The organism is Streptomyces sp. NPDC050564, from assembly GCF_044457265.1.
GTDB lineage: Bacteria > Actinomycetota > Actinomycetes > Streptomycetales > Streptomycetaceae > Streptomyces.
This window is the reverse complement of the sequence record NZ_JBITGS010000059.1, coordinates 1-25,637: the sequence shown is the minus strand read 5'-3', so window position 1 is coordinate 25,637 and position 25,637 is coordinate 1. Positions and strand designations below refer to the sequence as shown.

The 25,637-nt window shown below is 68.8% G+C and carries 25 protein-coding genes and 6 pseudogenes; 10 read left to right on the top strand and 21 right to left on the bottom strand.

What is annotated here, in order from left to right; translation table 11 throughout:
• Nucleotides 1-99 precede the first annotated feature (99 nt).
• Nucleotides 100-1,339, top strand: a pseudogene (locus ACIBK0_RS47535) (IS701 family transposase).
• Nucleotides 1,340-1,512: 173 nt separating this feature from the next.
• On the opposite strand, the gene ACIBK0_RS47530 reads toward ACIBK0_RS47535, so the two are convergent.
• The 6 genes from ACIBK0_RS47530 to ACIBK0_RS47505 form a co-directional block, all read right to left on the bottom strand.
• Nucleotides 1,513-2,406: an alpha/beta hydrolase gene (locus tag ACIBK0_RS47530; RefSeq protein ID WP_095849761.1), complete on the bottom strand. Its 894-nt coding sequence runs from the start codon at nucleotides 2,404-2,406 to the stop codon at nucleotides 1,513-1,515.
• A gap of 29 nt (nucleotides 2,407-2,435) precedes the next feature.
• Entirely contained in the window at nucleotides 2,436-3,644 is a 1,209-nt protein-coding gene (locus ACIBK0_RS47525) for an alpha/beta fold hydrolase (protein WP_399095359.1), read from the bottom strand.
• Between the two features lie 168 nt (nucleotides 3,645-3,812).
• The gene (locus ACIBK0_RS47520; protein WP_257016047.1) at nucleotides 3,813-5,012 is read right to left on the bottom strand and encodes an NADP-dependent malic enzyme; all 1,200 of its coding nucleotides are present in this window, start codon (nucleotides 5,010-5,012) and stop codon (nucleotides 3,813-3,815) included.
• A gap of 204 nt (nucleotides 5,013-5,216) precedes the next feature.
• On the bottom strand, nucleotides 5,217-5,618 hold the full coding sequence (locus ACIBK0_RS47515) for a tautomerase family protein (protein ID WP_399095356.1): 402 nt from the start codon (nucleotides 5,616-5,618) through the stop codon (nucleotides 5,217-5,219).
• A gap of 145 nt (nucleotides 5,619-5,763) precedes the next feature.
• The gene (locus ACIBK0_RS47510) at nucleotides 5,764-6,474 is read right to left on the bottom strand and encodes a flavin reductase family protein (RefSeq protein WP_095857377.1); all 711 of its coding nucleotides are present in this window, start codon (nucleotides 6,472-6,474) and stop codon (nucleotides 5,764-5,766) included.
• A 249-nt stretch (nucleotides 6,475-6,723) separates the two neighbouring features.
• Complete coding sequence (locus ACIBK0_RS47505; protein WP_095849764.1) at nucleotides 6,724-7,149, bottom strand: nuclear transport factor 2 family protein; 426 nt, start codon at nucleotides 7,147-7,149, stop codon at nucleotides 6,724-6,726.
• A gap of 295 nt (nucleotides 7,150-7,444) precedes the next feature.
• Here ACIBK0_RS47505 and ACIBK0_RS47500 point away from each other — a divergent pair, with 295 nt between their 5' ends.
• The 3 genes and pseudogenes from ACIBK0_RS47500 to ACIBK0_RS47490 all read left to right on the top strand — a co-directional run bounded on the left by ACIBK0_RS47500 (nucleotide 7,445) and on the right by ACIBK0_RS47490 (nucleotide 10,534).
• Entirely contained in the window at nucleotides 7,445-7,912 is a 468-nt protein-coding gene (locus ACIBK0_RS47500) for a helix-turn-helix domain-containing protein (protein WP_095849765.1), read from the top strand.
• 449 nt (nucleotides 7,913-8,361) lie between these two features.
• Nucleotides 8,362-9,219 carry an MBL fold metallo-hydrolase gene (locus tag ACIBK0_RS47495; protein WP_399095350.1) on the top strand — a complete coding sequence of 286 codons (858 nt, stop codon included), beginning with the start codon at nucleotides 8,362-8,364 and terminating at the stop codon, nucleotides 9,217-9,219.
• 158 nt (nucleotides 9,220-9,377) lie between these two features.
• Nucleotides 9,378-10,534 (top strand): annotated as a pseudogene (locus ACIBK0_RS47490) (IS701 family transposase).
• Between the two features lie 297 nt (nucleotides 10,535-10,831).
• Here ACIBK0_RS47490 and ACIBK0_RS47485 read toward each other — a convergent pair.
• The 5 genes from ACIBK0_RS47485 to ACIBK0_RS47465 all read right to left on the bottom strand — a co-directional run bounded on the left by ACIBK0_RS47485 (nucleotide 10,832) and on the right by ACIBK0_RS47465 (nucleotide 15,657).
• Complete coding sequence (locus ACIBK0_RS47485) at nucleotides 10,832-11,500, bottom strand: NADPH-dependent F420 reductase (protein WP_399095347.1); 669 nt, start codon at nucleotides 11,498-11,500, stop codon at nucleotides 10,832-10,834.
• Nucleotides 11,501-11,672: 172 nt separating this feature from the next.
• Nucleotides 11,673-12,290 carry an NADPH-dependent F420 reductase gene (locus ACIBK0_RS47480; RefSeq protein WP_399095344.1) on the bottom strand — a complete coding sequence of 206 codons (618 nt, stop codon included), beginning with the start codon at nucleotides 12,288-12,290 and terminating at the stop codon, nucleotides 11,673-11,675.
• Nucleotides 12,291-12,389: 99 nt separating this feature from the next.
• Nucleotides 12,390-13,244, bottom strand: a complete 855-nt coding sequence (locus ACIBK0_RS47475; RefSeq protein ID WP_399095341.1) for an LLM class flavin-dependent oxidoreductase — start codon at nucleotides 13,242-13,244, stop codon at nucleotides 12,390-12,392.
• A gap of 29 nt (nucleotides 13,245-13,273) precedes the next feature.
• Nucleotides 13,274-14,854, bottom strand: coding sequence for an MFS transporter (locus tag ACIBK0_RS47470; RefSeq protein WP_399095338.1), 1,581 nt, complete (start codon nucleotides 14,852-14,854; stop codon nucleotides 13,274-13,276).
• 68 nt (nucleotides 14,855-14,922) lie between these two features.
• A complete protein-coding gene (locus ACIBK0_RS47465) occupies nucleotides 14,923-15,657 on the bottom strand; it encodes an SDR family NAD(P)-dependent oxidoreductase (RefSeq protein WP_399095335.1) in 735 nt (244 codons plus the stop codon).
• Nucleotides 15,658-15,861: 204 nt separating this feature from the next.
• On the opposite strand from ACIBK0_RS47465, the gene ACIBK0_RS47460 reads away from it, so the two are divergent.
• Nucleotides 15,862-16,329: a MarR family winged helix-turn-helix transcriptional regulator gene (locus ACIBK0_RS47460; RefSeq protein WP_256258230.1), complete on the top strand. Its 468-nt coding sequence runs from the start codon at nucleotides 15,862-15,864 to the stop codon at nucleotides 16,327-16,329.
• Nucleotides 16,330-16,434: 105 nt separating this feature from the next.
• On the opposite strand, the pseudogene ACIBK0_RS47455 reads toward ACIBK0_RS47460, so the two are convergent.
• Nucleotides 16,435-16,635 (bottom strand): annotated as a pseudogene (locus tag ACIBK0_RS47455) (ISL3 family transposase); the annotation flags it as partial.
• A gap of 29 nt (nucleotides 16,636-16,664) precedes the next feature.
• On the opposite strand from ACIBK0_RS47455, the gene ACIBK0_RS47450 reads away from it, so the two are divergent.
• The gene (locus tag ACIBK0_RS47450; RefSeq protein ID WP_399095331.1) at nucleotides 16,665-17,261 is read left to right on the top strand and encodes a TIGR03943 family putative permease subunit; all 597 of its coding nucleotides are present in this window, start codon (nucleotides 16,665-16,667) and stop codon (nucleotides 17,259-17,261) included.
• Between the two features lie 75 nt (nucleotides 17,262-17,336).
• Here ACIBK0_RS47450 and rpsR read toward each other — a convergent pair whose 3' ends face one another.
• The 4 genes from rpsR to rpmG all read right to left on the bottom strand — a co-directional run bounded on the left by rpsR (nucleotide 17,337) and on the right by rpmG (nucleotide 19,301).
• Nucleotides 17,337-17,579, bottom strand: a complete 243-nt coding sequence (rpsR, locus tag ACIBK0_RS47445) for a 30S ribosomal protein S18 (protein WP_399095328.1) — start codon at nucleotides 17,577-17,579, stop codon at nucleotides 17,337-17,339.
• Nucleotides 17,580-17,701: 122 nt separating this feature from the next.
• The gene (locus ACIBK0_RS47440) at nucleotides 17,702-18,877 is read right to left on the bottom strand and encodes a CobW family GTP-binding protein (protein WP_399095324.1); all 1,176 of its coding nucleotides are present in this window, start codon (nucleotides 18,875-18,877) and stop codon (nucleotides 17,702-17,704) included.
• Entirely contained in the window at nucleotides 18,874-19,131 is a 258-nt protein-coding gene (locus tag ACIBK0_RS47435) for a type B 50S ribosomal protein L31 (protein ID WP_399095321.1), read from the bottom strand. Before ACIBK0_RS47435 ends, ACIBK0_RS47440 begins: the two co-directional genes overlap by 4 nt.
• A gap of 5 nt (nucleotides 19,132-19,136) precedes the next feature.
• A complete protein-coding gene (gene rpmG, locus ACIBK0_RS47430; protein ID WP_016645560.1) occupies nucleotides 19,137-19,301 on the bottom strand; it encodes a 50S ribosomal protein L33 in 165 nt (54 codons plus the stop codon).
• 75 nt (nucleotides 19,302-19,376) lie between these two features.
• Between rpmG and rpmB the strand changes: the two genes are divergently transcribed.
• The 3 genes and pseudogenes from rpmB to ACIBK0_RS47415 all read left to right on the top strand — a co-directional run.
• The gene (gene rpmB / locus ACIBK0_RS47425) at nucleotides 19,377-19,613 is read left to right on the top strand and encodes a 50S ribosomal protein L28 (RefSeq protein ID WP_399095316.1); all 237 of its coding nucleotides are present in this window, start codon (nucleotides 19,377-19,379) and stop codon (nucleotides 19,611-19,613) included.
• Nucleotides 19,613-19,918 (top strand): 30S ribosomal protein S14, encoded by a 306-nt coding sequence (rpsN, locus tag ACIBK0_RS47420; protein ID WP_399095313.1) that lies wholly within the window; start codon nucleotides 19,613-19,615, stop codon nucleotides 19,916-19,918. The genes rpmB and rpsN overlap by 1 nt, the downstream gene beginning before the upstream one ends.
• A 521-nt stretch (nucleotides 19,919-20,439) precedes the next feature.
• A pseudogene (locus tag ACIBK0_RS47415) lies at nucleotides 20,440-20,940 on the top strand (YibE/F family protein); the annotation flags it as partial.
• A 232-nt stretch (nucleotides 20,941-21,172) separates the two neighbouring features.
• Here ACIBK0_RS47415 and ACIBK0_RS47410 read toward each other — a convergent pair.
• Nucleotides 21,173-21,475 carry a hypothetical protein gene (locus ACIBK0_RS47410; RefSeq protein WP_399095310.1) on the bottom strand — a complete coding sequence of 101 codons (303 nt, stop codon included), beginning with the start codon at nucleotides 21,473-21,475 and terminating at the stop codon, nucleotides 21,173-21,175.
• 220 nt (nucleotides 21,476-21,695) lie between these two features.
• Between ACIBK0_RS47410 and ACIBK0_RS47405 the strand changes: the two genes are divergently transcribed.
• On the top strand, nucleotides 21,696-22,916 hold the full coding sequence (locus tag ACIBK0_RS47405; protein ID WP_399095307.1) for a peptidase S8: 1,221 nt from the start codon (nucleotides 21,696-21,698) through the stop codon (nucleotides 22,914-22,916).
• Nucleotides 22,917-22,922: 6 nt separating this feature from the next.
• On the opposite strand, the pseudogene ACIBK0_RS47400 reads toward ACIBK0_RS47405, so the two are convergent.
• The 4 genes and pseudogenes from ACIBK0_RS47400 to ACIBK0_RS47385 form a co-directional block, all read right to left on the bottom strand.
• A pseudogene (locus tag ACIBK0_RS47400) lies at nucleotides 22,923-23,225 on the bottom strand (chorismate-binding protein); the annotation flags it as partial.
• A 43-nt stretch (nucleotides 23,226-23,268) separates the two neighbouring features.
• Nucleotides 23,269-23,757, bottom strand: a complete 489-nt coding sequence (locus tag ACIBK0_RS47395; protein ID WP_399095390.1) for a GNAT family N-acetyltransferase — start codon at nucleotides 23,755-23,757, stop codon at nucleotides 23,269-23,271.
• 464 nt (nucleotides 23,758-24,221) lie between these two features.
• Nucleotides 24,222-24,320, bottom strand: a pseudogene (locus ACIBK0_RS47390) (3-oxoadipate enol-lactone hydrolase); the annotation flags it as partial.
• Nucleotides 24,321-24,352: 32 nt separating this feature from the next.
• Nucleotides 24,353-25,450 (bottom strand): transposase, encoded by a 1,098-nt coding sequence (locus ACIBK0_RS47385; protein ID WP_399095304.1) that lies wholly within the window; start codon nucleotides 25,448-25,450, stop codon nucleotides 24,353-24,355.
• Nucleotides 25,451-25,637 lie beyond the last annotated feature (187 nt).

Here is a 25,637-nt window from a genome sequence, read left to right as displayed (position 1 = left end):
GTAGTTGGCTGATGATGCGTCAGGGGCGGTCTTGCCGGACCGCCCCTCCAACGAGTGGATCGAGCACTGGCCGGGCTGCGTTCCGGGCAGCCTCCCAGCGTGATCGACGACCTTGCGGACGTGACCTGGGACCGTGAACTCGACGACCTCTTCCTCCGCATCGGCCACCACTTCGGCCGCGCCGACCTGCGACGCCGGATGCGGGACTACATCCGCGCCCTGCTCGGCCCGGTCGGCCGCAAGAACGGCTGGCAGCTGGCCGAATACGCCGGGCATCGCACCCCCGACGGCCTCCAGCGACTGCTGAACGGGGCAACTTGGAACGCCGACGACATCCGCGACGACCTGCAGACATACGTCGCAGAGAAACTCGGCGAGGACGGCGGGGTGCTCATCCTCGACGACACCGGCTTCGTCAAGAAGGGCACCACCTCCGCGGGCGTCCAGCGCCAGTACTCCGGCACCGCCGGCCGCACCGAAAACTGTCAGATCGGCGTCTTCGCCGCCTACTCCACCACCCACGGCCGGGCCCTGGTGGACCGCGAGCTGTATCTGCCCAAGTCCTGGACGGACGACCAACAGCGTTGCCACGCCGCGAAGATCCCCGATGAGCGGACCTTCGCCACCAAAGGGGAACTGGCCACGGTGATGGTGCTGCGCGCACTCGCCTCGCCGCTGCCCATCGCCTGGGTGACAGCCGATTCCGCCTACGGCCAGGAATCACGCTTCCGCCGCCTGCTCGAAGAGACCGCCATCGGCTACGTCCTGGCCGTCCCGAAGTCCCAGCAAGTTGCCGCGCTTCGGCCGCATCGACCACCTGTTCACTCAGGCACCGGACGAGGCATGGGAGAAACGCTCGTGCGGCGACGGCGCCAAGGGCCCGCGCGTCTATCACTGGGCGGCCGTCCAGATCCCCGCGATCGAGGTCCCCGACGGCGGCAGACCAACACATCAACGCTGGGCGCTGGCCCGCCGCAGCATTAGCAGACCCGACGAGATCGCCTACTACCTCGCCTACGCGCCGCAGGGCACCGGCGTCGACCAGCTGGTGCGGGTCGCCGGGCAGCGGTGGGCGATCGAGGAATGTTTCCAGGCCGCGAAGAACGAATGCGGCTTGGACCAGTACGAAGTCCGCCGCTACGTCGGGTGGATGCGGCATGTCACCCTGGCGATGCTCGCCCATGCCTTTCTCGCGGCCACGGCGGCCCAGGCAGCCGCAAAGGGGGATGCAGAAACGGTTTTGGCACCCTGGTTCCGCTCACCGTGGCAGAAGTCCGCCGGCTCTTGGCAACTTGCCCCGCACCCCGGCCCCGCCGGCCGCTTCGCATCCACGCGGTGAGCTGGTCGCAGTGGCGGCGCAGGCGCCAAGCCGTCGCCCGCCACTGCCACTACCGGCGACGAGTCCACTCGTTGGAGGGGCGGTCCGGCAAGACCGCCCCTGACGCATCATCAGCCAACTACACTCCGGACGACGCCTCTGACCAGGCCAGATAGCGAAACGCTGCTGGAGTACTAGGCGAGGTGCTCCCGGAACCATTCGACGGCGGCGCCGCTCGCCTTGTCGAACTGCGTGGTGTACGGGTCGAAGTGGCCGCCGGGGATGGTCCGCAGCCGCTTCGGCTCCAGCGCGCGCTCGTAGGCCGCGAGAGCGAGGTCGGTCACGGTGACGGTGTCGTTGAGCGCGACCACCATGAGCAGCGGTGTGGGCGAGACCCTGGTGACCCAGACTCCGGGCTCGTACATGCGCGCGGCACGGGTGGAACGGACGGTGACCTCGTTGTCCCACACACCGTCGGGCTTGGGCTGGAGGTAGAAGTCGATGGCCTCCTGGGTCCGGTAGGACGCGGGCACCGCCGGGTCGCTGCCGACGATGGCCTGGCTGCGGGGGGCCTCGCCGCGCAGCTGGGCGCGCTCGTCCTCGTCGAAGGCCGCCTCCAGACCGGCGACCGCCTCCGGTGCGATGCGGCGCAGGCCCTGCTCGAAGCCGCTGATGGTCGGCACCTGGGCGACCACGGCCCGCAGGCGGCGGTCGGTGGCACCGAGGACGATCGCGTGACCGCCGGCGTAGCTGGTGCCCCACAGGCCGATCCGGTCGGGGTCGACCTCGGGCCGGCTCTCCAGGTAGGAGATGGCGCGCCGCCAGTCGGCGATCTGCCGCCAGGGGTCGACGTCCTGGCGGGGAAGGCCGTCACTGGCCCCGAAGCCGCGGTGGTCGTGCAGCAGGACGGCGAAGCCGTTGTCCGCGAAGGTCTGTGCGAACGGCTCCAGGCCGTGTTCCTTCACCCCGGCGTAGCCGTGGGCCATGGTGACCGCCGGGTGCGGGCCTGGGCCGTCCGGCAGGAAGAGCCAACCGCGCAGGCGTATCCCGCCGTCGGCCTCGAACTCGACATCCTCGCGCTGGAACATGGAACAACCTCTCTGTGTGGGTGGGGACTTCAGCCCTGGTGGAAGTGGTCGGAGTCGATCTCGCCGGCCAGCCGGTCTCGCAGTTCGGCGGAGAAGCGCAGTGCGGCGCCGAGCGGACGGTGGTGGATGGCGGCCCGGAGGATCTGGTCGTCCGCATTCCTGGTCAGGAGGGTGACGCCCTCGATCGGCAGGCCGCCGAACGCGGTGGCCTCCCACTCCAGGTAGCTGCGCGGACCGTCGACGGCCTCGCGGGTGAAGCGGAGCGACTCGTAGATCGCGCTCGCCGCGCCCATCACCTTCTTCACCTGGTCGCGGCCTTCCACGGGGCGGAGCAGGACGCTCGCCTCCAGAACCACGTCCTCGGTGAACGCCTCGCCGAACGCCGTGGCGGACTTCTGCGCGAAGGCGTTCGTCCAGCCCCGCGGAGCCGTCGTGTCGGCGACGGGAGCGGCTTCGGAGCCGAGGACCCCGGCGAGGAGACGGTCGAGGTGGCCCGCGACCTCGGCCGCCTGCTCGATGTGGGCCCAGTGACCGGCCTCGGCCACCGACACCGCCGTCACGTCGGTGAAGCGGGGTGCGATCGCGTCGTGGACCATGCTCTCGGTGACGAACCCGTCGCCCTCGCCGCGGACGATGAGCACCGGGCCGGAGCAAGCGCTCGGATCCTCGCCCTGAGGGTGTCCGGTGTTCCAGCACTCGGCGAGGGCTCGGAGGACCTCCGGCCGCAGCCGCGTCCCGGTGGCGACCAGCCGGTCCAGTTCCGCCGGCGGGAACGCGGCGGACAGGTTCTCGCGAACGCCTCGCTGGCCGGGTTCGTTGCCGCCCAGCGAACGGAACTGCTCGATCATCTCGTCGGGCAGATGCACGCCCGCGAGCGGGACCGGGGTCACCAGCACGAGTCCGCGGGCGCGGTCGGGCCGCTGGACCGCGACCAGTTCGGCCACGGCGGCGCCCATGCTGTGGCCGACGATCACGAACGGCTTGCCGAGGGCGTCGACCGCCGCGCCCGCCTCGGCGGCGAACCGGTCGTAGTCGTAGGGCCCGTCCGCCGCGGCGCGGTCACCGCAGCCGGCCAGGTCGAGCGTGATGCACTCGATGCCGGGTGTGGCGAGCTGGGGGATCAGGCGGTCCCAGACGTACTGATCGTCGAGGAAACCGTGGACGAACACCACGGCCAGGTCCCCGTCGCCAGTGCGGCGGTAGCGTACGTCGGTGTCGGCGACGCGTTCCGTTTTCATGTGTGTGTTCTCACTGTCCCGCTGTGGACGTCGGCCCGGAAGGGGACCGGTCCTGGCTTTCGGTGGGCATGTCGGTGGGATGTGCGTCCGGGCGCGCATCCGGTCGAAGGCGAAGTCTCTGATGCGTGCGGTGCCTTCGGCGGCTTCGGTGTCTGCGTGCCCGGCCGTCTAGAGACGGGACACTCCGTCGCGCCGGGCGGCCTCGGCGACCGCTTCGGCGACCGCGGGGGCGACCCGCGGGTCGAAGGGGGACGGGATGATGTGGTCGGGGCGCAACTCGTCGGCGATCAGGCCGGCCAGGGCGTCCGCGGCGGCGATCTTCATGCCTGGCGTGATGCGCGAGGCGCGAACGCGGAGGGCTCCGGAGAAGATGCCGGGGAAGGCGAGGACGTTGTTGATCTGGTTCGGGTAGTCGCTGCGGCCGGTCGCCACGACGGACGCGTACTTGTGGGCGACTTCGGGGTGGATCTCGGGGGTGGGGTTGGCCATGGCGAACACGAAGGCGCCTTCGGCCATGGTGGCGACCGCGGTCTCGGGGACCGCGCCTCCGGAGACGCCGATGAAGACGTCGGCGCCTGCGAGGGCTTCCTCCAGCGTGCCAGTGTGTCCGGCCCGGTTGGTGTACGCGGCGATGTCCCGTTTGACGTCGGTCAGGTCGGTGCGGCCGAGGTGCAGTACGCCGGTCCGGTCGGTGACCACGACGTCGCCGATGCCGGCCTCCACCAGGATCTTGGCGATCGCGACGCCCGCCGCTCCCGCGCCCGAGATGACCGCGCGCAGCCCGTCGAGGGTCCGCCCGGTGAGGCGGGCGGCGTTGCGCAGGGCCGCCAGGGTGACCACAGCCGTGCCGTGCTGGTCGTCGTGGAAGACCGGGATGTCGAGTCGGTCCTGGAGCCTGCGCTCGATCTCGAAGCACCGGGGTGCGGAGATGTCCTCGAGGTTGATGCCGCCGAAGGACGGCGCGAGTCGGGCGACGGTGTCGACGATCTCGTCCACGTCCTTGGTGGCGAGCGCGATGGGCACCGCATCCACGTCACCGAACTGCTTGAACAGGACCGCCTTGCCCTCCATGACCGGCAGCGACGCCTGCGGTCCGATGTCGCCCAGGCCGAGCACCGCGGTGCCGTCCGTCACCACGGCGACGGTGTGCGAGACCCAGGTGTAGTCGTGGACGAGACCGGGCTGTTCGGCGATGGCGGTGCACACCTCGGCGACGCCCGGCGTGTAGGCGAGTGAGAGGTCCTCGCGGTCGCGCAGCGGCACCGTCGGGGTGATCGCCATCTTTCCCCCGTGGTGGAGCGCGAAGACCGGCTCCTCGGCTCGGCCGGGCGCGGGGGTCCGCGTCGACGCGGCGGTTTCTGTTTCCACGACTGATTCCTTTGCTGATTCGTTCTGCTGGTCCCGTCGCCGATCCCTTGTTCGGCTTGCCGTACCCGTTCGCCCGGCGGGATGCTCAGGCACTCCGGTGTGGCCGTGTGCCCCGATGCCGTGCCCGGCGGGTGCCGCTGGGCCTCGGCCCGCCCCGGTACGCGGGCAGGCTCCGGGCCTGGTCGGCGGGCGGGAACGCGGGGTTCACCAGCGAGGAGCCCCTTCGGCCAGCTGCAGTTCACCCCTTCCGAACGAGAAGCTCTCGTTCGGGACCGGGATCAGGGCGATGAATATGTCGTCGGGAGAGACATCGAGCGCCTCGACGACCAGCCTGTTGATGGCGGCGGACGCCGCCCGCTTGTCCTCCAGGGGCCGGTGGGCGCCGAAGAGAACCGTGATGATCATGGCGTCGGCGCTGCGGTGCATGCCCATGAAGGTCGGGTCGAGGAAGAGTTCGTCCTCGCCGTGCTCGCTGATCATGATGAAGCGGTCGCCCTCGGGGATGCCGAGGCCCTGCACCAGCGACTGGTTGAGGGCGTCGGCGAGGGCGCGCTTCTGCTGCGAGGTGAAGCGGTTGGCGGGGATGTGGGCGTTGAAGACCGGCATGGGGGGCTCCTTCGGGGAGTGCGGTGTCGGGTGTCGGACCGTTCGGGGGGCCTGATCAGGGCCCGGTGTACGACGCGGCCGCTCCGGACGTCCATACCGCGCGGGAGTGCGCGGCTGGTATGCGGCCGGCCCGGCGGCGACGCCGTCATGCCTTCGTGGCTCCGGAGGCGGACCAGTCGGCGCTGTCCACCTGCGACCATCCGTCCGGGCGTCCGTCGAGACGGTGGCTGCGCCGGCCCAGTCGCGCGCTCAGTACGTCGTCCGGCAGGGGCGGGACGAACGCGTTGTCGGCGAGGGTGTACTCGGCGGCGAGGCGGCCGACCGCGGGAATCGCGCCGGTGTCGATGCGTCCGTTCCGGACGTAGACGTCGTCCCGGACGTGGAAGCGCACGACCTTGCCCCAGACGACGTGGTCGTTGATGTCGCCGACCTGGATGATCCGGTCGACGACGCATTCCATCGCGATCGGTGAGTCCTTCACCCGCGGCACCTTGACGACCTCGCAGTCCGCCTTCTCGAGGCCGACCTCGTCGAACTCGTCCTGGGAGCTGTCGAATTCGATGGCGCTGCGGTGCATCTCGTGGGCCAGCGGAAGCGTGACCAGGTTGGTGACGAACTCGCCTCTGTCCCGGATGTTGATGAACGTGTCCTTCAGGGTCCCGTCCGACCGCGGCTGAAGGGTCAGGGACACGATCGGGGGCACCCGGCTCACTACGGTGAAGAACGAGATCGGCGCCAGGTTGGCGACGCCGGATTCCGACTGGGTGCTCACCCAGCCGATCGCCCGTGGCGTGACCGCCCCGATGAGCAGTTTGTACGCGGAGGTCGCGTCCAGTTCGTCGCTGTTGATGATCACGTTCATGTCCTCTCTGACATGCACGGCGGCATACCGCCGGTGAAGGTGTGGCCGGGGCGGGCTGGGGGCGGGTCATCGGGGCCGCTGCCGGCCCCGGCGCGCGGCACCGGTGCACCGGTGGAGCGAGGTGGGACGACCGTGTCCTCGGGGCCCGGCCGGTACGTCGTCGTTCTGGCTCCGGGTCGGGTCCGGGGCCGGGCCGCGAACGGGCCGGCGCTCCATGCCGGTTCCCGGTTCCGGTCGGACGGATCAGCCGGCCGCGGAGGGGAAGAACTCAAGGCCCTCGATCACGTCACGGCCCTTGGCGGTGTCGGCGTACAGCCGCGCCTCGGTGATCAGTCCGTCGGTGACGGCGAACAGGAGGAGGTGCTCGTTCTCCATGGTGCGGCCGTTCTTCGCCTTCGCCCGGGCCCGGACGGGGACCACCACGTGCGACCCGGCGTCGAGCACGGTGTGCAGGTCGTAGTTGAAGTACTCGTAGTAGTGGTCGAAGAGGTCCTTGTAGAAGGCCGCAAAGCCGTCCCGGCCGTGGAACGTCCCGCCGTAGGGCAGCGAGGTGGGGAAGTGGAAGACCACGTCCGGCGACATCAGGGCCACCAGGTCGGATGAGTCGTTCTTCTCGAACCCGGTGTATGCGCGGTGGCAGGCGTCGACGATCGCCTGGTTGCTCGACATGCTTCCTCCATGCTCATGGCTGGGTGCGGTGCTGGGGTGAACGCTTGCCCACTCGCCCCGGCTGTCCGTCCAGTGGTGCGCGCAGGGACCGGGGATCAAGGGGACAGGCCGATCGGCTCGTGAGGCGTGCGGCGTCCGGGAGCCTGACCGTGCTCGGGCGGTCATCGGTCGGGCTTCGCGGGCCCGGGGGCGCGGCGGTGTCTCTCGGCGGCCCCGTTGCAGCTAAGTTTCCATCTGGAACCCAGGAAGTCAAGGGCTGGGTTCCAAATGGCAACCCTGGAGCTATCCTGGCCGTATGGAATGGCGTGAACTCGATCTGGGCAACTGCAGCGTCGCCGCGACCCTGGGGCTGATCGGCGAGCGGTGGACCCTTCTCATCCTGCGTGAGGTCTTCGCCGGACTGCATCGCTTCGACGAGATCGCGGAGCACCTCGGGGTCTCCCGCCGCGTCCTGGCCGAACGCCTCGGCCAGCTCGTCGCGGCGGGGCTACTGGAGCGCCGCAGCTACCAGGAGGCCGGACGGCGCGCGCGCCAGGAGTACCACCTGACGCCGTCCGCGCACGACATCCACTGGGTTCTGGCCGCTCTCCTGCAGTACGGAGACACGCATCTCGGCGGCCCCGAGGGCCCGCCGGCCCTGCTGAACCACGCCGGCTGCGGCGGCCGGGTGCACCTCGAACTGCACTGCTCCTGCGGGCACGAGGTCACCACCTCTGAGGTGGAGCCCATCACCGGCCCCGGCGCCCACAGCACATCCGTCTGACGGCGGCCCGCCCTCCCCGGCACCCCTTCCCCGCCCAGACCGGACGGCTGGCGGCCTCGGCGCCCCCGCCCCCATCCAGACCCGGTCGCCCGCAGCGGGGGCGCACGGCGACCACGACCGGAGCGCCGCCGGGCAATGCGCTCGCCGGAGGCGGCGAGGACGGTTCGGCATCCGTAGCCGAAATAGGCGAACGTGCTACGGTTACTTCTCAAGGGTCATCCGAAGACGGCCTGCCGCCCACCGCTCGGGCGAGCACGACCGGGATCGACGGGACTGCCTTCGACGGGCCCGCAACGCCGCTCCCCACCGTGCCTGGACCACGGCACCCACCGGAGCGGATCCTCACAGCTGCCCGCCCTGACATGTGCCCGGCTCGCCGCCGTCCGGCCACGAGCAGACGGCTGCGCGAGCCAAGTTCCGCCGATTCGCCCTCTGAAGGAGGCACCATCATGACCGCATCCGCACCCACTCCCCTGGCCTACGAAGTTCTCGTCCAGGAGGGCACTCCCCGAGCCGGTGGCGAGCGGCTGCCCAATGGTGAAGGGCTCGTCTCCTCGCCCCTGACGTCGACGCTGATCTTCGGCGAGGAGGACGCCGTGCTGGTCGACCCGCCTCTCACCATCGAGCAGACCCAGCGGGTGGGCGACTGGATCGAGCGCTCCGGCAAGCGCCTGGCCTACATCTACGCCACCCACGGGCACGGCGACCACTGGTTCGGCACCGCCGACCTCGTGAAGCGGTTCCCCGGCGTCACCGTCTACGCGACCCCCGGCACCATCGAGGTCATGCACAAGCAGGCCACCGAGGGCCGCGAGGAACTGTGGGACAAACGCTTCCCCGGCCTGATCCCCGACACCCCGGTCCTGGCCGAGCCCGTCCCCGCCGAGGGCTTCTTGCTGGAGGGCAACCTCATCGAGGCCGTCGAGGTCGGTCACACCGACACCGACAAGACCACGGTCCTGCACGTGCCGTCGATCGGCCTCGTGGTGGCTGGCGACGTCGTCTACAACGGCGTGCACCAGTACATCCTCGAAGGTGGCGACGGCGGCCTGGAGGAATGGCTGGGGGCCCTCGACCGCGTGGCCGCGCTCCAGCCGCGCGCCGTCGTGGCCGGTCACAAGAACAAGGACCTGCCCGACGACCCGGCCACCATCGAGGAAACCCGCCAGTACCTGGTCGACGCCATCCGGCTGCTCGGCCAGAACCCCACCGCCCGCGAGTACTTCGACCAGATGACTGCCCTCTACCCGGACCGCCTCAACCCGGGCCCGGTCTGGTACGGAGCGGTCGGCCTGCTGGGAGCCTGACACCCCAGGGACAACGGGCCCGGCCAGGACCGCTGAAGCGGTTCGCCGGGCGCCACGCGGCCGGGGGCTTGGATGGCCAGCCCTTGTGGTTAGTACTGCAACCGCATCTGCGTGACGATCATGTTCGTGGTGCGTTGGTATGACTGTGTGCTGAAGAGCTGACGGTTGAGCAGGTTGAGTCGTGGTCTGAGGGGATAGCCGGTCTCCATGCACGGTTTGCCCATCGTTTCGGCAGGTCGGAGCCTCGCGAGCGGGCGCTGGACTACCTCGGCGGTTTGATCGCGCCGCTGGAGAAGAAGAACGGGTGGACGCTGTCCGAGCAGGTCGGACAGTTGCGGCCGGACTCGGTGCAGCGTCTGCTGAACCACTCCGAGTGGGATGAAGACGCGGTTCGCGACGACGTGCGCGCCTACGCGTGGTGGAGACGATCGGCACGAAAGACGGGGTGCTGATCGGCGACGACACCGGCTTCCTGAAGAAGGGCACCAAGTCCGCCGGCGTCCAGCGCCAGTACAGCGGCACCGCGGGCAGAACCGAGAACTGCCAGATCGGGACGTTTTTGGCCTACTCCTCGGCCAAGGGTCGCGCCTTGATCGACCGCGAGCTGTACCTGCCCAAGTCCTGGACCGAGGATCGGGAACGCTGCCGCGCGGCCGGGATCGACGACGATGTCCCCTTCGCAACCAAGAACGAGCACTTCAAGCAGATGCTCCAGCGTGCGATCGAGGCCGGTGTCCCGTTTGCGTGGGTCACCGCGGACGAGGCGTACGGCCAGGTCAAGCACCTGCGGGCCTGGCTGGAAGAGCAGGGCGTCGCCCACGTGCTGGCCACCAAGGTCAACGACACGGTGATCACCTCTGCCGGGGCCAGCGCCCGCGTGGACCAGTTGATCGCCGCGCTGCCTCGGCAGGCGTGGAAGCGCCTGTCCGGCGGCCAGGGCGCACACGGCGAACGGATCTACGACTGGGCCCGGGTCGCGATCCGCCCAGTCTGGGAGAACGGCTTCGGCCACTGGGTCCTGGCCCGACGTAGTGTCGGCGACCCTACCGAGATCGCCTACTACGTCTGCTACGGCCCGGTCGCTACCCGGCTGAAAGACCTGGTCAAGGTTGCTGCGGCGAGGTGGGCGGTGGAGGAGTCGTTCCAGGTCGCCAAGGGTGAGTGCGGTCTGGACCACTACCAGGTCCGGCTCTACAGGGCCTGGTACCGGCACATCACCTTGGCCATGGCGGCGTTGACCTACCTGACCGCCATCCGTGCCGCAGAAGCCGCAAAAGGGGCGCCTCTGATGACGAACACGACCTCATACCCGTGAGTGTCCCGGAGATCCGCCGACTGATCGGCCACGTCGTCGTCACGCCCCGCCACAGAAGCAACGATCACCATCTGCACTGGTCACGATTCCGACGACGCAGCCAAGCCCGCGCACGCCGCTCCCACTACAAACGACGAGGCCACAACCCCCAGATGCGGTTGCAGTATTAAGTCGAGCGCGTCTAGTCGACGGCCCGCTTCCTCAGGCCCTATATGGGACCATCTTGTGCACCTGCTGCACGCGTTCATGGGCCTTGCGGGAGCAGCGAGAAGTGCTGCGGCGCGCGCCGACTTGCGGTTACCGCGTGGCCCTGGCCAGGGCGGCGCGGATCGCATTCGCGCCGACCGGCCGGCCTTCCTCTTCCGAGTACGGTCCATATGGCGTCCCCCACACCGGCGTGCTCGTCTCCTGCCGCCAGCTGTCGGCCAGCGGTCCTGTGTCAACCACGCTGTAGCCGATCGAGTCGATGAACTCGGCCACCGTCGCCTTGGCCTCAGTGGAGTCGCCGGCGATCGGCAGGTAGGAGCGGTCGGCCGCTCCTACCGGGCGGCCGAGTGACAGCAGGTGCTTGAAGAAGATGTTGTTGAACGCTTTCACCAGCACGGCGTCCGGGAGATAGCGCAGCAGTAGTGCGCTCGAGGTCAGCGACTTGTCGTCGAGTTCGGGGATGGGCCCATCCCGCTCGGGGCCGTAGTTGCAAGTATCGATGACTGTTTTCCCGATTAGTGGCGCGGCGGGCAGCCTAGGAAAGGCCCTGACTGGCACCGCTACCACGATGATGTCGCCGGCCGCCGCGGCATCCGTGCTCGACGCGGCCGACGCCTGCGGCCCCAGTTCCGTAATCAAGTCCGCGAGCGTTTCGGGACCGCGCGAGTTGCTCAGCACCACCCGGTGCCCAGCTTCGATGGCGAGCCGCGCGACCGCGCTTCCGATCTGCCCACTTCCGATGAATCCAACCGTTGTCATAGTTCTGCTTCCCTTCTCGAAAATACTTACTTGTCGTTGCTACTGCTCGATGTCGGCCTAGGAACGACGTCCTTGAACACCGGTCGCCCTCGAATCACAGAGGCCGTACCAGTCACACATCCGCCCATCTACCTCACCCGATCAGCACGGGGCAGCCGAGACAGCCATGTGTTCAGTTGACTTCTGCGCCGAGGGCGATGTCGAAGCCGGCGCCGTGGCGGGCCAGCCCCATTAGCAGGAGGCCGGTCCATTCGAGGACCGACGCCATCTGGAGCCCTCCGGCGTCGAGAGGCCGCAAGCCGATGCTCTTCAGAAACGCCGCGACTTGGGCCTTCGCCTCGGCGTCGTCGCCGGCAAGAAACGCGTCCAGGGGCTTGTCGTGAGCGAGGACGTGGCCGAATATCGAGTTCAGCGCCTTCACGACCGGTGTGCCCTCGGGGGCGGCAGCGGCGATCTCCTGGGCCGCCGAGCGGCCTGAGTTAGTCGCGAGCCCGTCGGCGTCGGTGTTGAAGGGATTGGAGATGTCGACGAGGATCTTGCCGGCCAACGCGCCGTCGTAGCGAATGACCGCGTCGACTGCGCCGGTGTACGGGACGGCCACGATGACGATGTCACCTGCCGGCGTTGCACCGAACACGCCGACGGTGGCTCCATTGCCGATCTGGTCGGCTAGCGCCTGAGCTTTGACGGTGTTGCGGCTCATGAGCTCGATGGTGTGGCCGTGCTTCGCCGCCCGGGTGCCGATGGCGGTGGCCATGTTGCCCGAGCCGATGATGCTGATGGTGGTCATGACGTTTTCCTTTGCTGTCTATCGATCAACTGCTGGGTAATAGGGGTCTTGCCGGTGTGGTGGGCTGCGTCGAGAGCACTGGCCGCGCAGGGCGGAGTGCTAAGAGCGTTCGCGGGCGACGTGTTCGCGTACGGCGGGGATGGTTTCCGCGGCGAAGCGTTCGAGTACGTCCGGGTCGTCGCTGGCCAGGATGAAGACGCTGACACCGTCCTCGACGGCCATCTGGGCCAGTGCCTCCGCGGTCTGCTGACTCGGGAAGATGTTCAGCAGCCGGGTGATCTCGCGGGGGTCGCGGTTAGCGGCCCGCGCGGCGTCGTCGATGATCGCGTTTCCCTTCTGGAGGCCGCCTGGCTCCATGACCGGCAGCGACGGCAACCAGCCATCGGCCTTACGTCCCACCAGGCCCTGCATCTTCGGCTTGTGGGCTCCGAGCCAGATCGGGATCTCGTGTGCGGGCGCGGGTCCGCGCTCGGCGCCGTGGACCGAATAGAACTCCCCGTCGACATCCAGTCGTCCGGGCCCGTCGGCGTCCCACACCCCGCGGATCACGTCGATCGCCTCGCTCAACGCCGCCACTGACTGCAACGGGGTCAATCGACGTCCGCCGATCGCCTGCACCGCATCCCAGTAGAAGCCGGCCCCGAGCCCGAGGCTGATCCGAGCACCGGAGAGCAGGTCGAGGCTGGCGGCCGCGCGGGCGAGCACGGCGGGGGGCTGACGCAGCGGCAAGTTGAGCACATTGCCAGACAGACCGATGCGCTCGGTCCGCGCGGCCACCCAGCTCAGCAGAGTCCAGGTATCGAGAAAGCTCGACTGGTAGGGATGATCCTGGAAGGTCACGAAGTCGAAACCGAGCCGCTCACTGAGCTGCGCCAACTCGACCGGACGGGTCGCCGGGGAGTTCGTGGGACCAATGAATGTTGCGAAACGCAGGGGATGACCATAGTCAGGCATCGACGTCTCCTTCAGTCGTTCGTGTGTGGTCAGCCGCGACGCGCGACGTCGTCGCCCACGGCGTGTTGCCAGATCAGGGCGCTGACGATTCCGTCGAGAGGCTCGGGCTGGCCGGCCTCGTGGTGAAGGCTGGTGCCGCCGCGGATCAGGGCGCCGCAGATGACAGCGGCGGCCCAGAAAAGGCCTGCGGCCCACCAGAATCCGATGGCGAACCCGTGCACGGTGGCACCGACGACGGCCGTGCTGCCATGGTCGGTCAGGTAGTGGTTGGTTGCGGTGGCGACGAAGGTGCTGATCACGGCGACGCCGAGCGCTGAGCCGAGCTGCTGTGAGACATTGTTGAGTGCCCCGGCGGTGCCGGCGTCGCGCGGTTCGACGCCCATCTGCCCGACCGCGACGGCCACGACGGCGGCCGAGCCGATACCCGTTCCGATCAGCACCAGCCCGGGCAGCACCCAGGCCGCGTACGGGCTGCCCGCATCGGCCTGGGTCAGCAAGGCGGCCCCAGCACCGGAGGCGATCAAGCCGGCGGCGACGATGAACCGCATGGTCAGGCGCTGCAGCAGCACGCCCTGGGTCAGCGTGGCTACCACGCCAATTGTCACCATCAGCGGCAGGAACGCGACGCCAGTCGTGATCGGCGAGTAGCGCAGCACGCCCTGGAAGTAGTACGTCAGGAACAGGAACACTGCGAATACCGCCGCGTTCGCCAGGAAGAGCGTCAGGTAGGCCGCACTGCGATTGCGGTCGGCGAGTACGCGCAGCGGGATGAGCGGGTGACGGTCGACCTTCTGGAGCACGACGAAGCCGACCAGCAGGAGACCACCGACGACGAGCGGGGTCAGCGTGACTGCTGAGCCCCAGCCGTCCGTCTGGGCCCTGGCCGAGCCGAAGACCAACCCGAAAATCGCCGCCGAGCCGACGACCGTGCTAGGCACGGAGAGTTTGGGCTTGTCGGGTTCGGTGGAGTTGTGCAGCAATGTAAGTCCGCCGATGAGTCCCACGACCGCGAGGACGATGTTCACGTACATGCACCAGCGCCAGCTCACGTAGTCGGCCAGCAAACCACCCAGCAGCAGGCCGATGGCGCCGGCGCTGCCCGACACCGCACCGAAGATCCCGAACGCCTTGTTCAGCTCCCTGAGGTCGGTGAAGATCACGGTGATCAGCGACAACGCCGCCGGCGCGAGAATCGCGGCGAACCCACCCTGGACGGCCCGGGCAGTGACCAACGTGCCGATGTTCGGGGCCGCGCCGCCGACGGCGGAGGCAATCGCGAACCCAAGCAGTCCCACGATGAACATGGCTTTGCGGCCGTACGCGTCGGCAAGCCGACCGCCCAGCGGTAGCAAACTGCCGAACGCCAGCACGTAAGCAGTGATGACCCACTGCCGGTTGGCGTCAGAGAAGCCCAGGTCGGCCTGCGCCGAAGGCAACGCCACGTTCACGACAGTTGCATCCAGCAGAATCATGATCTGGGCGGTGACGACGACGCCTAGAGCCATCCACCGTCGCTCGTGGTACGGATTGTGTGGAACCGTCGATTGCGCTGCGTCGGCTTTCGCGACGACTGAGACGCGGGGGGCCCTGGAGGGCTCGTTACCGCTCATCTTCTCTGCCCCTGGTGCGGTTAGGTCGGAGCGCCGACATGAGGCGCTTCTCTGGTCGTCGCTCGCTGTTAGATCTGGCTGAACCCGCCGTCGACGACTAGGTTTGCGCCGGTGATGAAGCTGGCGTCCGAGGAGGCCAGGAACAGCGCAGCAGCCCCGATTTCCTCGCTGCTTCCCAGCCGTCCCAGCGGGATGGCGGCGGTGATCTGCTCCCGAATCTCGGGGGATACGGTGCTGAAGAGCGCGGTGTCGATCGAACCGGGACTGACGACATTCACCCGGATGCCGCGGACCTTCAGCTCCGCGGCCCAGGTGCGGGCGAGTGAACGCACGGCGGCCTTGCTCGCCGAGTAGACCCCGGCACCGGGAATGCCCTTGGTCGCGCTGGTCGTGCCGTTCAGGATGATCGACGCACCGTCGCTCATCAGCGGCAGCAGGTACTGAACGGTGAACACAGTGCCGCGGAAGTTCACGCCCACCAGCGCATCGAACGTATCCGGGGTGATGCTTCCCAGCGGGTCCGAAATCGATCCGAGGCCGGCGCTCGCAAATAGGACGTCGACTCGTCCGTGACGCTCCCGCACGGTCTCGGCCAAGCGAGCCAGGTCGTCGAGATTTCCCGAGTCCGCCTGTACGCCCGTCACGTTGTGGCCGATGGAGGCGACCGCCTCATCCAGCCTGCGCCTGTCTCGTCCGGTGATGAACACGTCGGCGCCTTCGGCCACGAACAACTTGGCCGTCGCCAACCCCATCCCAGAGGTTGCTCCAGTGATCACGGCGACCTTGCCATCAAGCTTGGGCATGTTGACCTTCATCCTTCTGTCGGCCGAACGGCCGAACGGTGCGCGGACCCTGCGGGGCACGCGGGCCGACGAGTACGCGCCGGTTGTGCGAAGCGCTCCGCAAACGGGACTGTTCTCCCGTTCGTGACTACACGCTCACCGTACCAGATGCGTGCGCGCGCACCTAACTGGGAGGGCACTCAGTTTCCGGGTATGCTGCTGGGTGTGAAGGCACCCGTGTCGCAACCGCGAATCATTTCCCCGGACCAAGTCAAGGGCTGGTTTGCGCTGCTGCTCACCCACTCCACAGTTACCGGGCGGATCGACGCCGCGCTGATGGACCAGCACAAGATCTCGTTCAGCACCGTCGAGATCCTGTGCTGGCTCCTGGAAACCGAGCCTCAGTCGGTTCGAGTTCTGTCTGGCGAACTTGTCAGCGTGAGCCCCACTCGAGCATCACGGTTGGTCCAGAATCTGATCGATGCCGGGCACCTCCAGCGTGGCGCCGACCAAGGCGACGGGCGGGTGTCGCTCATCAGCTTCACCAAAAGCGGACGGCACTTCGCCGAGTCGGTCAGACGAACTTTCGAGGATTCGGTCAAGAAATACTTTGTCGATCCCCTCGACGACGATGACATTGCTGCCATCACCCGGATTTGGGCCAAGCTCGAAAACGCAGAAGGTCCTAGCTGAGGGAAATCCGGATCGCTGTGATCGCCGTCCTCGTCCGGCGACACGAGACCGGTCAGCGACTGTCATCCGCTGTCGGGAGTCGAGCGACAGGGACCACGCGATGCAGCGGCGGATCGTGACCGCCAACGTCGTGGGCCGCCAGCCGAGGGGCTCGTGTGCGAGCCGCCTGGTCACCGTGTCACGCACGGTCCCCTCGCCACCGCAGCGGCGGCACCACTGGTCGGGTTCGAGGACCCGACAGGCGAGCACGGCCCGGTCGGGTGCGAGACGCTGGCCGGTCACCTCGAGTCCGAGCTCATCGAGACGGGCTGCGGCCTTATCTGATCGCGTCCGGAGTGCTGTTGGTGCTGCTGGGGTTGGCGGCGGGGGTGAGGGCCGGGCGGGAGGTGCCGGACCGGGTCGAGGATCCGCACGACCACGGGCACGATCACACCCACACGACCGGCCCGCGCTTCGCCTGGCTGCTCTCCCTCCCCGCCGCAGCCCTGCTGCTCTTCCCGCCGCCCGCGCTCGGCTCCTACAGCGCGGCCAGGGAGGAAGCGCAGCGGGCGGCGCAGGGCGTCGGCACGTTCCCGGCGCTGCCCGCCGGGAAGCCGGTCGACCTGAGCGTGGCTCAGTTCAGCTCCCGTGCGATCTACGACAGTGAGCGTTCGCTGAAGGGCCGCACGGTCCGGCTGACCGGCTTCGTCACCCACGGGGATGGCAGCACGTGGTACGTCACCCGGCTCCTGGTCTCCTGCTGCGCGGCCGACGCGACCACGAGCAAGGTGCAGATCCGTGGCGCGGACGCCCCTGCCACGGACACCTGGGTGACGGTCACGGGCATCTGGCATCCCAAGGGCAAGCTGGGCTCGACGGCGGCCTGGCCCTTGCTGGACGCGAAGACGGTCACAAAGGTCGAGGAGCCGTCGGACCCGTACGAAAAGCGTTGAGTCGATCGGCGCAGCCTGGTCGCAGCCGGACGACCCGCGGTGGAGACGCCGCGGCTGTCCGTACGGCTGTCTCGGCTATCGCGAGTTGTAGGGGAGGAGTGCCATCTCGCGTGCGTTCTTGATGGCCTGCGCTATCTGCCGCTGCTGCTGACGCGTCACGTGGGTCACCCGACGGCTGCGGATCTTTCCGCGGTCGGAGATGAACTTCCGCAGCAGGTCGGTGTCCTTGTAGTCGACGTAGGTGATGCCGGCGGCGACCAGCGGGTTGACGCGCTGACGCTTGGCGGTCTGCCGCCCGGTGGTGGTGCGTCGGGACATGGTGAGGTCGGTCCTCTCTTTCAACGGGGTGCGGTGGAATGCGCGGGCGTTACGGCGGAGCGCCGGGCGGAACGAGTGAGTCCCGTCCCTTCCAGGCACCTCGCCGCCGGACAAACCGCGGTTCAGTTCACGGGGTCGAGCAAGTCATCGAAGGCGTGGGGAAGTTGTTTCCAGCGGTCCCTGCCCGCCGCGTACTCGTCATCGGTGAGCAGGCACGAGTCGAGCAGGGCCCGCAGACCGTCGCGGTCCAGGCTGGGCGAGGTAAAGGTGAGGTACTGGCAGCGGTCACCGTGTTCGGGGTGCCAGTCCACGGAAGCGGCTAGGCGGCGTTCCGCGGGCACCATCTCCCAGGCGGCATCGGGCAGGCCGGCCAGCCAGGGTCCGGCCGACTCCACGCACAGCGCGCCACCCGCAGCGTCCCACGACAGCAGTGTGTCGGGACGGTCCGCCAGCCAGAACCGCCCACGGCTGCGGGCGGCGGCGCAGGTCAGGTCCTCCAACGCCGCGTAGAGGCGCTGCGGGTGGAAAGGCCGTTCGCGCCGCCAGACGAAAGTGCTCACGCCGTGCACGTCGCACTCCTGCGGCAGCAGCGCGCACGCAGGATGCACACGGGCGGCGGCCGCTGCCACGTCGAAGCCCGCCAGCAGAGCGGCCCCCAGGACGCCACTGCCCACGCGTACCTTTCGGGCGCCCGGCGTGAGCTGGGCGAGCAACGCGTGGTCGGACTCGTCGGCGGTCTCACCACCCTCCCCGAACGAACTGTCCTCAACGAGGGCGATCGCCGTCGGGTATTCCAACTGCCGGGCGAAGGTGTCGGCGACCGTGCGCTGGTCGGTCGGGGCGGCGGCGAGACCCACGTCGACAAGGTCGTCGCCGTTGGACAGGTACGGCAGGACGAGTGCCGGCTCGACCACGGTGGCGACCCCGGTCAGCGCCAGCGGTGCACCCGCGGCGGCAATGACCGCGGCCATGGCCTGCGGTTCGACGGAGTCCCACAGTTCCACGACGGCCAACCGGTAGCTGCCCTCTCCTGCGAGCCGCAGGAGTTCGGGGACGAGGTCCTCGCGCAACGCGCAGCACGCACAGTCGTTCACCAGGGGTGCGTCGCCGCAGCCCAGCAGACCGACGGCGTCGCGTACCGTCCGGTGCACCGCGCTGTCGACCGCGGACGTCAGGTCGTGGTGCAGCGCGACCGAGCCGGGGACCGTACGCAGGATCTCCTCCACGGCGGCCCGGCGGGCATCGGCGTGCAACCCGGCGACGACCGCGACCGGCAGCCGCGCCTCGTCCCCGCTCACTGCTTGCTCCCTCCGCGTCCGTATCGCCGCTCGAAGCGCTCGACCCGCCCCGCGGTGTCCAGGACCCGCTGGGTGCCGGTGTAGAAGGGGTGGCTGGCCGAGGAGATCTCGACGTCGATGACCGGGTAGGTGTTGCCGTCCTCCCACTCGACGGTCTTGTCGCTCGTGGCCGTGGACCTGGTGAGGAAGGCGTAGTCGGCGGCCCGGTCGCGGAAGACGACCGGGCGGTAGGCGGGGTGGATTCCGGGCTTCACGGCTCTCAGCGCTCCTCACGGAAGTCGACGTGGCGGCCGGCGACGGGGTCGTACTTGCGCAGCGTCAGCCGGTCGGGGTTGTTACGGCGGTTCTTGCGGGTCACGTAGGTGTAGCCGGTGCCGGCGGTGGACCTCAGCTTGATGACCGGGCGGAGTTCGTTACGGGCCATGGACAGCAACATACATGAGATTGGTTTTCATTTTCACTCAGCTGCTACTGTGCTGCCATCACACGAGGAGGAACCATGTCCGCCCACTGCCAACTCACCGGCCGACAGCCCGGCTTCGGCCATCACATCTCCCATTCGCACCGGCGCAGCAAGCGCCGTTTCGACCCCAACATCCAGCGCAAGCGCTACTGGCTGCCGAGCGAAGGCCGCCATGTCCGGCTCACTCTCTCCACCAAGGGCGTCAAGACGGTCGACACGATCGGCATCGAGGCTGCGGTGGCCCGCATCCGCGCCCGGGGAGGGAAGGTCTGATGGCGAAGAAGAGCAAGATCGCGAAGAATGAACAGCGGCGCCTTATCGTGGCCCGCCATGCCGCACGCCGCGCCGAGCTGAAGGCGATCATCTCGGCGCCCGGAACCTCCGACGAGGAACGCGCCGCCGCCCAGGCGGAACTGCGCCGACAGCCCCGTGACGCCAGCGCCACCCGCTTCCGCAATCGCGACTCCGTGGACGGCCGCCCCCGCGGCCACCTGCGCACGTTCGGCCTGTCCCGCATCCGCGTACGGGAGATGGCCCATGCGGGCGAGCTGCCCGGCGTGACCAAGAGCAGTTGGTGACGCGCACCCGATCCGCTCACCCCTCAAGGCCGCACCACAGCCGCAGCCGCAGCGGCTCTTTCCCAGTTGCGAGCGCCCGGTCGGACGGCCGCCCTCCGTCATGCGCAGCGATTTCCGAGCCCGGTCCGTCTGGCCCGCCAGGCTGTGAAGACCCGTTCGGTGGACGCCGGTGGGAATGCGGCATTCCGCTCGCATCTTGCGCCGCCTGGACGTAGCTCTGCCACGCCCAGGAATCCTCGACCGAAAGTGGGGGCCTGGCCGCCAACGGAGCGGCACCGGCCCGGAGATTGGGCCGCGCCGGTGAAGATCGGCAGGCCCCCGCACGCCGCCTACCGGGAGAACGTAGCGGGAGTGGCCGCGTCGACGGACAACTCCCTTACCCCGGCCACCTTTGGTGGATGTTCGAGGAGCCACCGGCGCCCATGCCGTGCTGCCCGCGTGCGCCCCCATCGCGCCCGCCTGTCGCCCCGTGGCCTCCAGCACCCCGGAGGTACACGAAGGCCGGGACTGTATTGGGACCGGGACTGATCCACGGCCTGTATCCGTCGATCGACATGAGCGGACTGCTGCTCGCCGGCGTCATCATCGGCTCCCTCGGCGTGCTCGACGACGTCACGGTCACGCAGACGTCAGCCGTCTGGGAGCTGCACGAGGCCAACCCGACGATGGGTTGGCGCGGGCTGTACCGCGCCGGCATCCGCATCGGCCGCGACCACATCGCCTCCGTCGTCAACACCCTCGTCCTCGCCTACGCGGGCGCCGCGCTGCCGCTGCTGCTGCTCTTCTCCATCGCCCAGAGCGGGGTCGGCACGGTGGCCAACAGCGAGCTGGTCGCCGAGGAGATCGTGCGCACGCTGGTCGGATCGATCGGCCTGGTCGCCTCGGTGCCGGTCACCACGGCCCTTGCGGCTCTGGTGGTCTCGGCGGACCGGCCCGGTCCGCAGACCGAATCAGCGACTCCGGCCGCGGTGGCGGCCGGCGGAGCGGTTGCGGGCCGGGGCGGACGTCGGCGGAAGCGTTGAGAGCGATCTCTTCAAGCTGCGCCCGGGCCGCTTAATCCATCGCCTGGTCCGCCGCGGCATGGAAAAGCGGCACTCGTTCTGGAGACGGACAACCCGGACAGCGTCCTCCCCTGGTCATCAGCCACGCGCACCCGGACCACTGGCCGGTCAGCTGCTGCCTTCGGGGCCGAGGCGGCGGTAGCGGCGCCCGGATGGCCATAGCGGGTCCCAGTACTGGGCCGGTTGTCGATCGTCACGGGGCCGCGGGCTCCTCGGTACCGGTCAGGGATATGGAGGCGGCGGTGTCGAGGCCCCGGAAGGGTGAGTTCCGCAGCACGAGGAACGGGATGTCCAGGGCCGCGGAGATGAGCGTGAGGGTGGGGCGCGAGCAGCCCGCGAGGAGAACGAGCGCGCCGCCCGCCGCGGCGGCGTAGTGCCAGGCGGTGTGGCTGAGAGCGCTCGCAATGGCGGCGGTGTCGCCGGGGGCGGCCGCGGCCATCTCGTCGAGGGCGGAGCTGTCGCTCGAGCGCCGCGAAATCCGCTTCACCCGGGGCATGTCAACCCATGATCGCGCCACCGTTCCGTCATGGACATCTCAGGAACAGCACATGAGTTGACCGGGAACGGCAAAGGGCAGTCACAGTTTCAACGATCTTCTTGTTGGCATGTTCCAGCCACTCATAGGTTCTGCGCCGGTCGGGACGCGCATCACGCGTCCCGGCCGTCCAGCGCACCCGCATGTCTCCCTGGTTCACCCACCTCTCGGAGGAAGTACGTTGCGCAGAACCATTTCTCTCACCGCCGTGGCCTCCTTGGCCACGGCTGCTCTGGCCCTGGCCGCCCCGGCCGGCCAGGCGGCGCCCTCGGCCTCACCGTCGCCGAACGGCGTCACCGTCGCCCACTCCTGTGCGACCCCGACGCAGAAGAACGTGATGGCGTGCAAGGCGCTGCACGTCACCGCGGGCACCCCCAAGTCCGCGCACGCCGAGAGCGACCTGACGGCGGCCGCCGCCCCGTCGGGCTACGGCCCCACCTCACTGCAGGCCGCGTACAACCTGCCTTCCTCCAGCGGCGGTTCGGGCCAGACCGTGGCCATCGTCGACGCCTACGACGACCCGAACGCCGAGGCCGACCTGGCCGTCTACCGCTCGCAGTACGGCCTGCCCGCCTGCACCACCGCCAACGGCTGCTTCAAGAAGGTCAACCAGACCGGCGGCACCAGTTATCCGCGCGGTGACTCCGGCTGGGCCGAGGAGATATCCCTCGACCTCGACATGGTCAGCGCGGCCTGCCCGAACTGCAAGATTCTTCTGGTGGAGGCCAGCTCGGCGACCATGACGAACCTCGGCACGGCCGTGAACACCGCCGTCAGCCTGGGCGCCAAGTACGTCTCCAACAGCTACGGCGGCAGCGAGTCCTCCAGCGACTCCACCTACGACTCGTCGTACTTCAACCACCCCGGCGTCGCCATCACCGTCAGCTCCGGCGACAACGGCTACGGCACCGAGTACCCGGCAGCGTCCAAGTACGTGACGGCCGTGGGCGGTACGTCCCTGAAGACCTCGTCCACCTCGCGCGGCTGGACCGACACGGTGTGGAGCGGGGCGGGCTCCGGCTGTTCCTCGTACGACGCCAAGCCCACCTGGCAGACCGACAGCGGCTGCGCCAAGCGGACCGTCGCGGACGTCTCCGCGGTCGCCGACCCGAACACCGGCGTCGCGGTCTACGACAGCTACCGGCAGGCCACCGGCTGGATGGTCTTCGGCGGCACCAGCGCCTCGGCCCCGCTGATCGCGGCGACCTACGCGCTGGCGGGCGCCCCGTCCTCCGGCTCGTACCCGGCGTCGTTCCCCTACGCCCACACCTCGGCGCTGTACGACGTGACCAGCGGTACGAACGGCAGCTGCTCCGGCTCGTACCTGTGCACCGGCACCACCGGGTACGACGGCCCGACCGGACTCGGCGTCCCGAACGGCACGGCGGCCTTCACCGGCTGAACAGCACTATGAAGTAAGCCTGTTGGCCGTATGCACCGCGCGCAGGACCGCGGCCGCCTTGTTGCGGCACCCGTTGTCCTCCGCGACCGGGCCGGAGTCGGCGACAATGCCGGCTTCGGCCTGGACGTACGCCGTGCCGCCCCGCAACAGCGCCATACGGATGGCGATGGCGGTGTCGGAGTCGCCGGCGAAGTCGAGACAGCCGACGCAGCCGCCGTACAACCTCCGCCTGGACGCCTCGAGTTCGTCGATGATCTGCATCGCGCGCGGCTTGGGGACGCCGGAGAAGGTGCCGGCCGGGCCCGCTGCCCCTTGCAGGCGAAGCCGGTGCCCCGCGAACCGGCACACCGCGTCATTCCGAAGGAATGCGAAACTCGAATTCGGGACGGTCCCACGGCACGGCGGGAGGGTTCGCAAACGCGGTCCCGGTCCGCACCGCACCAACGCGGTGATAGAAGTCCTCGGCGGGAAGATGCGACACGACCTTGAGACGGTCGAGCCCGGCGGCACGGGCCTCGGACTGCATGTGCGCGACGAGCAGCCGTCCAATACCCCGTCTTTGCGCTTCGTCGGCGACGAACAGCAGGTCGAGCTCCGGTGGAGCGAGGACGAGCGAGTAGAACCCGAGGACCCGGCCTCCGTGCTCGTCGGCGCCGACGGCCACAAAGGCGCGGTGGGCCTCGATGTAATCAGGACCGACTCGGTAGCCCGCGACTGCGGCTGCGTACTTACCCTCGTAGGCGCCTGAGCCACGCACGAGCCGCGTGAGCCGTTTGGCATCCCGCGCGACGGCCCTCCGTATTTTGATCGGCTGGCTGATCGGGGAAGTGCGTGAACTCATCGGGAGAGTATTTCGCACCGGGGAGTACCCTCGGGCGGCGGGTCGGCTGCTCGGGCAGGCGTTCCTGCACCGCTCCAGGGAACCGCTCGCCCAGGCCCCGATCGGCCACGTCACTGCCGCCGAATCGGCCGCCCGCCAGCAGCACGGACCCGAACCGCTGCGGAGAAGCCGGAGGAACGGCTGCTGCTCGCCACGGGCTGCTGCGCCCGACCGACGTCGAGCAGATGCGCTTCCGGCCGCGGAGGCCAGGTGACCGGCGGCCGCGTAGGCCGACAGGTCACCGGCGGCCGCGACAAACTCCGCAAAAGCCCCGCCGGGATGGTTCCCGACGGGGCTCCGCCGTATCACCCGCTATCACGCAGCGGTCACCAACTGGGCGGACCCTCCCGGACGTGAAGGCCATGACCTGCGATTTCGTGCCCGAGATGGAAGGACTGGACGCCGATGGACGGCCGTTACGACCTGTGCCATGTGGTACCCAGTGAGGGACCGAGGATCAGGACAGGAGCGTCTTCTGGCCCGTCAAAGCGGTATTGCAGGGTGTTCATCGGTGTCTCACTCACCCGCCTGAGCCTCTCATCTGTCACGACAGCCCCTATGAGCGGGGTCCTGGCTGTAGCCATCTGACCAGGTGGAAGACCTCTCGGGCCGCGTAGCGTTTGAGGCAACGGACGATTTCGCGTCGGGTCTTGCCCTCCTTGATGCGGCGCTCGTAGTAGTCCTGGGTGCGCGGGTCGACCCGCAGGCGGGTGAACACGATGCGATGCAGCGCAGCATTGGCCTGCCGGTCGCCGCCGCGGTTGAGGCGACGGTACTGCCGGCGTCCCGAGGAACGCTCGACGGGACTGACCCCGCACAGCGCGGCGAAGGACGCCTCACTGTCCAACCGTTCCGGGTTGTCCCCCACCGTGATCAGCAAAGCGACGGCCGTGTCCGGACCGATCCCCACCACCTCGAGCAGCTGCGGGGCATGACAATCCACGAGCTGGGCCAGACGTGCGTCCACATCCCGAATCTGCTCGGAGAGCTGGCCGATCCGGTGAGCCAGCAGACCCAGCGTGATCCGAGTGGCCTGCAGCACCGGCTCCTCGCCGACCTCCTCGAGACTGCTCACGTCGGTGAACCGCGCAAACCGGATGGACCGGGCCGATCGCCGTCGGCGCGGCAAATCAGATCCGCTCGATGCCCAGAACGCGGCGCGAGCCGTATTGAGCGGGCGAGCCCACGCCCGGGCCAAATCGGGCGACGGACCGGTGCAGATCGCGAGAATGTATAAACTCACGAAGGCGTCGGCCGTCAAAGCCCGCACGCAGGCCATCAACCAGCTCAAAGCCGTCCTCATCACTGCCGACCCCGCCTTGCGGGAAGAACTGGCCGGACTGGGTAATGCCGAACTAAACACGTCTATGTCCTGGGTCAGCAGATAGCGCGACAGGGACGCCCCGTAGGAGCCGGTCCCCTCCACTCCGGCCCGCCTCACGGCTCCCGACTTCCTGGCCCACTTGAGCAGATCTCGGTATCCCGCCGCGGTGGCCGGGAACTCGTCGGTGGCGAGGACTGTCCCCATCACGGAGAGCACCGCAGCCACATGCGCATCCCGGTGCGTGTCCACTCCCAAAACCACCTCCCCCGCGGAGCGGCGACGGCGGGTCTTTGGAGCAGGCGACGTACCGGACATGGTCGAACTGGACATGTCCATTCCCCTTCCGGTCCGCTGACGTGTCGCGTTGCCGGTACCGGGCCGCGTCGGGCGGTCAGAATCGTGAGGACGCCACAACGATCGGCAGGCCCCTGACTTGTTCAATCGAGCCCAGACGCACGGTCTGCAGCCGTAGCGTCCAGGGTGCCGGTCGGCACGGGCCCGTAGGCTCCTTGCCGCC

What these genes read in the sequence shown, in the direction of transcription:
- ACIBK0_RS47530 (WP_095849761.1), bottom strand. Translation starts at nt 2,406, where the DNA reads ATGTTCCAGCGCGAGGATGTCGAGTTCGAGGCCGACGGCGGGATACGC.
- ACIBK0_RS47525 (WP_399095359.1), bottom strand. Translation starts at nt 3,644, where the DNA reads ATGAAAACGGAACGCGTCGCCGACACCGACGTACGCTACCGCCGCACT.
- ACIBK0_RS47515 (WP_399095356.1), bottom strand. Translation starts at nt 5,618, where the DNA reads ATGCCGGTCTTCAACGCCCACATCCCCGCCAACCGCTTCACCTCGCAG.
- ACIBK0_RS47505 (WP_095849764.1), bottom strand. Translation starts at nt 7,149, where the DNA reads ATGTCGAGCAACCAGGCGATCGTCGACGCCTGCCACCGCGCATACACC.
- ACIBK0_RS47500 (WP_095849765.1), top strand. Translation starts at nt 7,445, where the DNA reads ATGGAATGGCGTGAACTCGATCTGGGCAACTGCAGCGTCGCCGCGACC.
- ACIBK0_RS47495 (WP_399095350.1), top strand. Translation starts at nt 8,362, where the DNA reads ATGACCGCATCCGCACCCACTCCCCTGGCCTACGAAGTTCTCGTCCAG.
- ACIBK0_RS47485 (WP_399095347.1), bottom strand. Translation starts at nt 11,500, where the DNA reads ATGACAACGGTTGGATTCATCGGAAGTGGGCAGATCGGAAGCGCGGTC.
- ACIBK0_RS47480 (WP_399095344.1), bottom strand. Translation starts at nt 12,290, where the DNA reads ATGACCACCATCAGCATCATCGGCTCGGGCAACATGGCCACCGCCATC.
- ACIBK0_RS47475 (WP_399095341.1), bottom strand. Translation starts at nt 13,244, where the DNA reads ATGCCTGACTATGGTCATCCCCTGCGTTTCGCAACATTCATTGGTCCC.
- ACIBK0_RS47470 (WP_399095338.1), bottom strand. Translation starts at nt 14,854, where the DNA reads ATGAGCGGTAACGAGCCCTCCAGGGCCCCCCGCGTCTCAGTCGTCGCG.
- ACIBK0_RS47465 (WP_399095335.1), bottom strand. Translation starts at nt 15,657, where the DNA reads ATGCCCAAGCTTGATGGCAAGGTCGCCGTGATCACTGGAGCAACCTCT.
- rpsR (WP_399095328.1), bottom strand. Translation starts at nt 17,579, where the DNA reads ATGTCCCGACGCACCACCACCGGGCGGCAGACCGCCAAGCGTCAGCGC.
- rpmG (WP_016645560.1), bottom strand. Translation starts at nt 19,301, where the DNA reads ATGGCCCGTAACGAACTCCGCCCGGTCATCAAGCTGAGGTCCACCGCC.
- rpmB (WP_399095316.1), top strand. Translation starts at nt 19,377, where the DNA reads ATGTCCGCCCACTGCCAACTCACCGGCCGACAGCCCGGCTTCGGCCAT.
- rpsN (WP_399095313.1), top strand. Translation starts at nt 19,613, where the DNA reads ATGGCGAAGAAGAGCAAGATCGCGAAGAATGAACAGCGGCGCCTTATC.
- ACIBK0_RS47410 (WP_399095310.1), bottom strand. Translation starts at nt 21,475, where the DNA reads ATGCCCCGGGTGAAGCGGATTTCGCGGCGCTCGAGCGACAGCTCCGCC.
- ACIBK0_RS47395 (WP_399095390.1), bottom strand. Translation starts at nt 23,757, where the DNA reads ATGAGTTCACGCACTTCCCCGATCAGCCAGCCGATCAAAATACGGAGG.
- ACIBK0_RS47385 (WP_399095304.1), bottom strand. Translation starts at nt 25,450, where the DNA reads ATGTCCAGTTCGACCATGTCCGGTACGTCGCCTGCTCCAAAGACCCGC.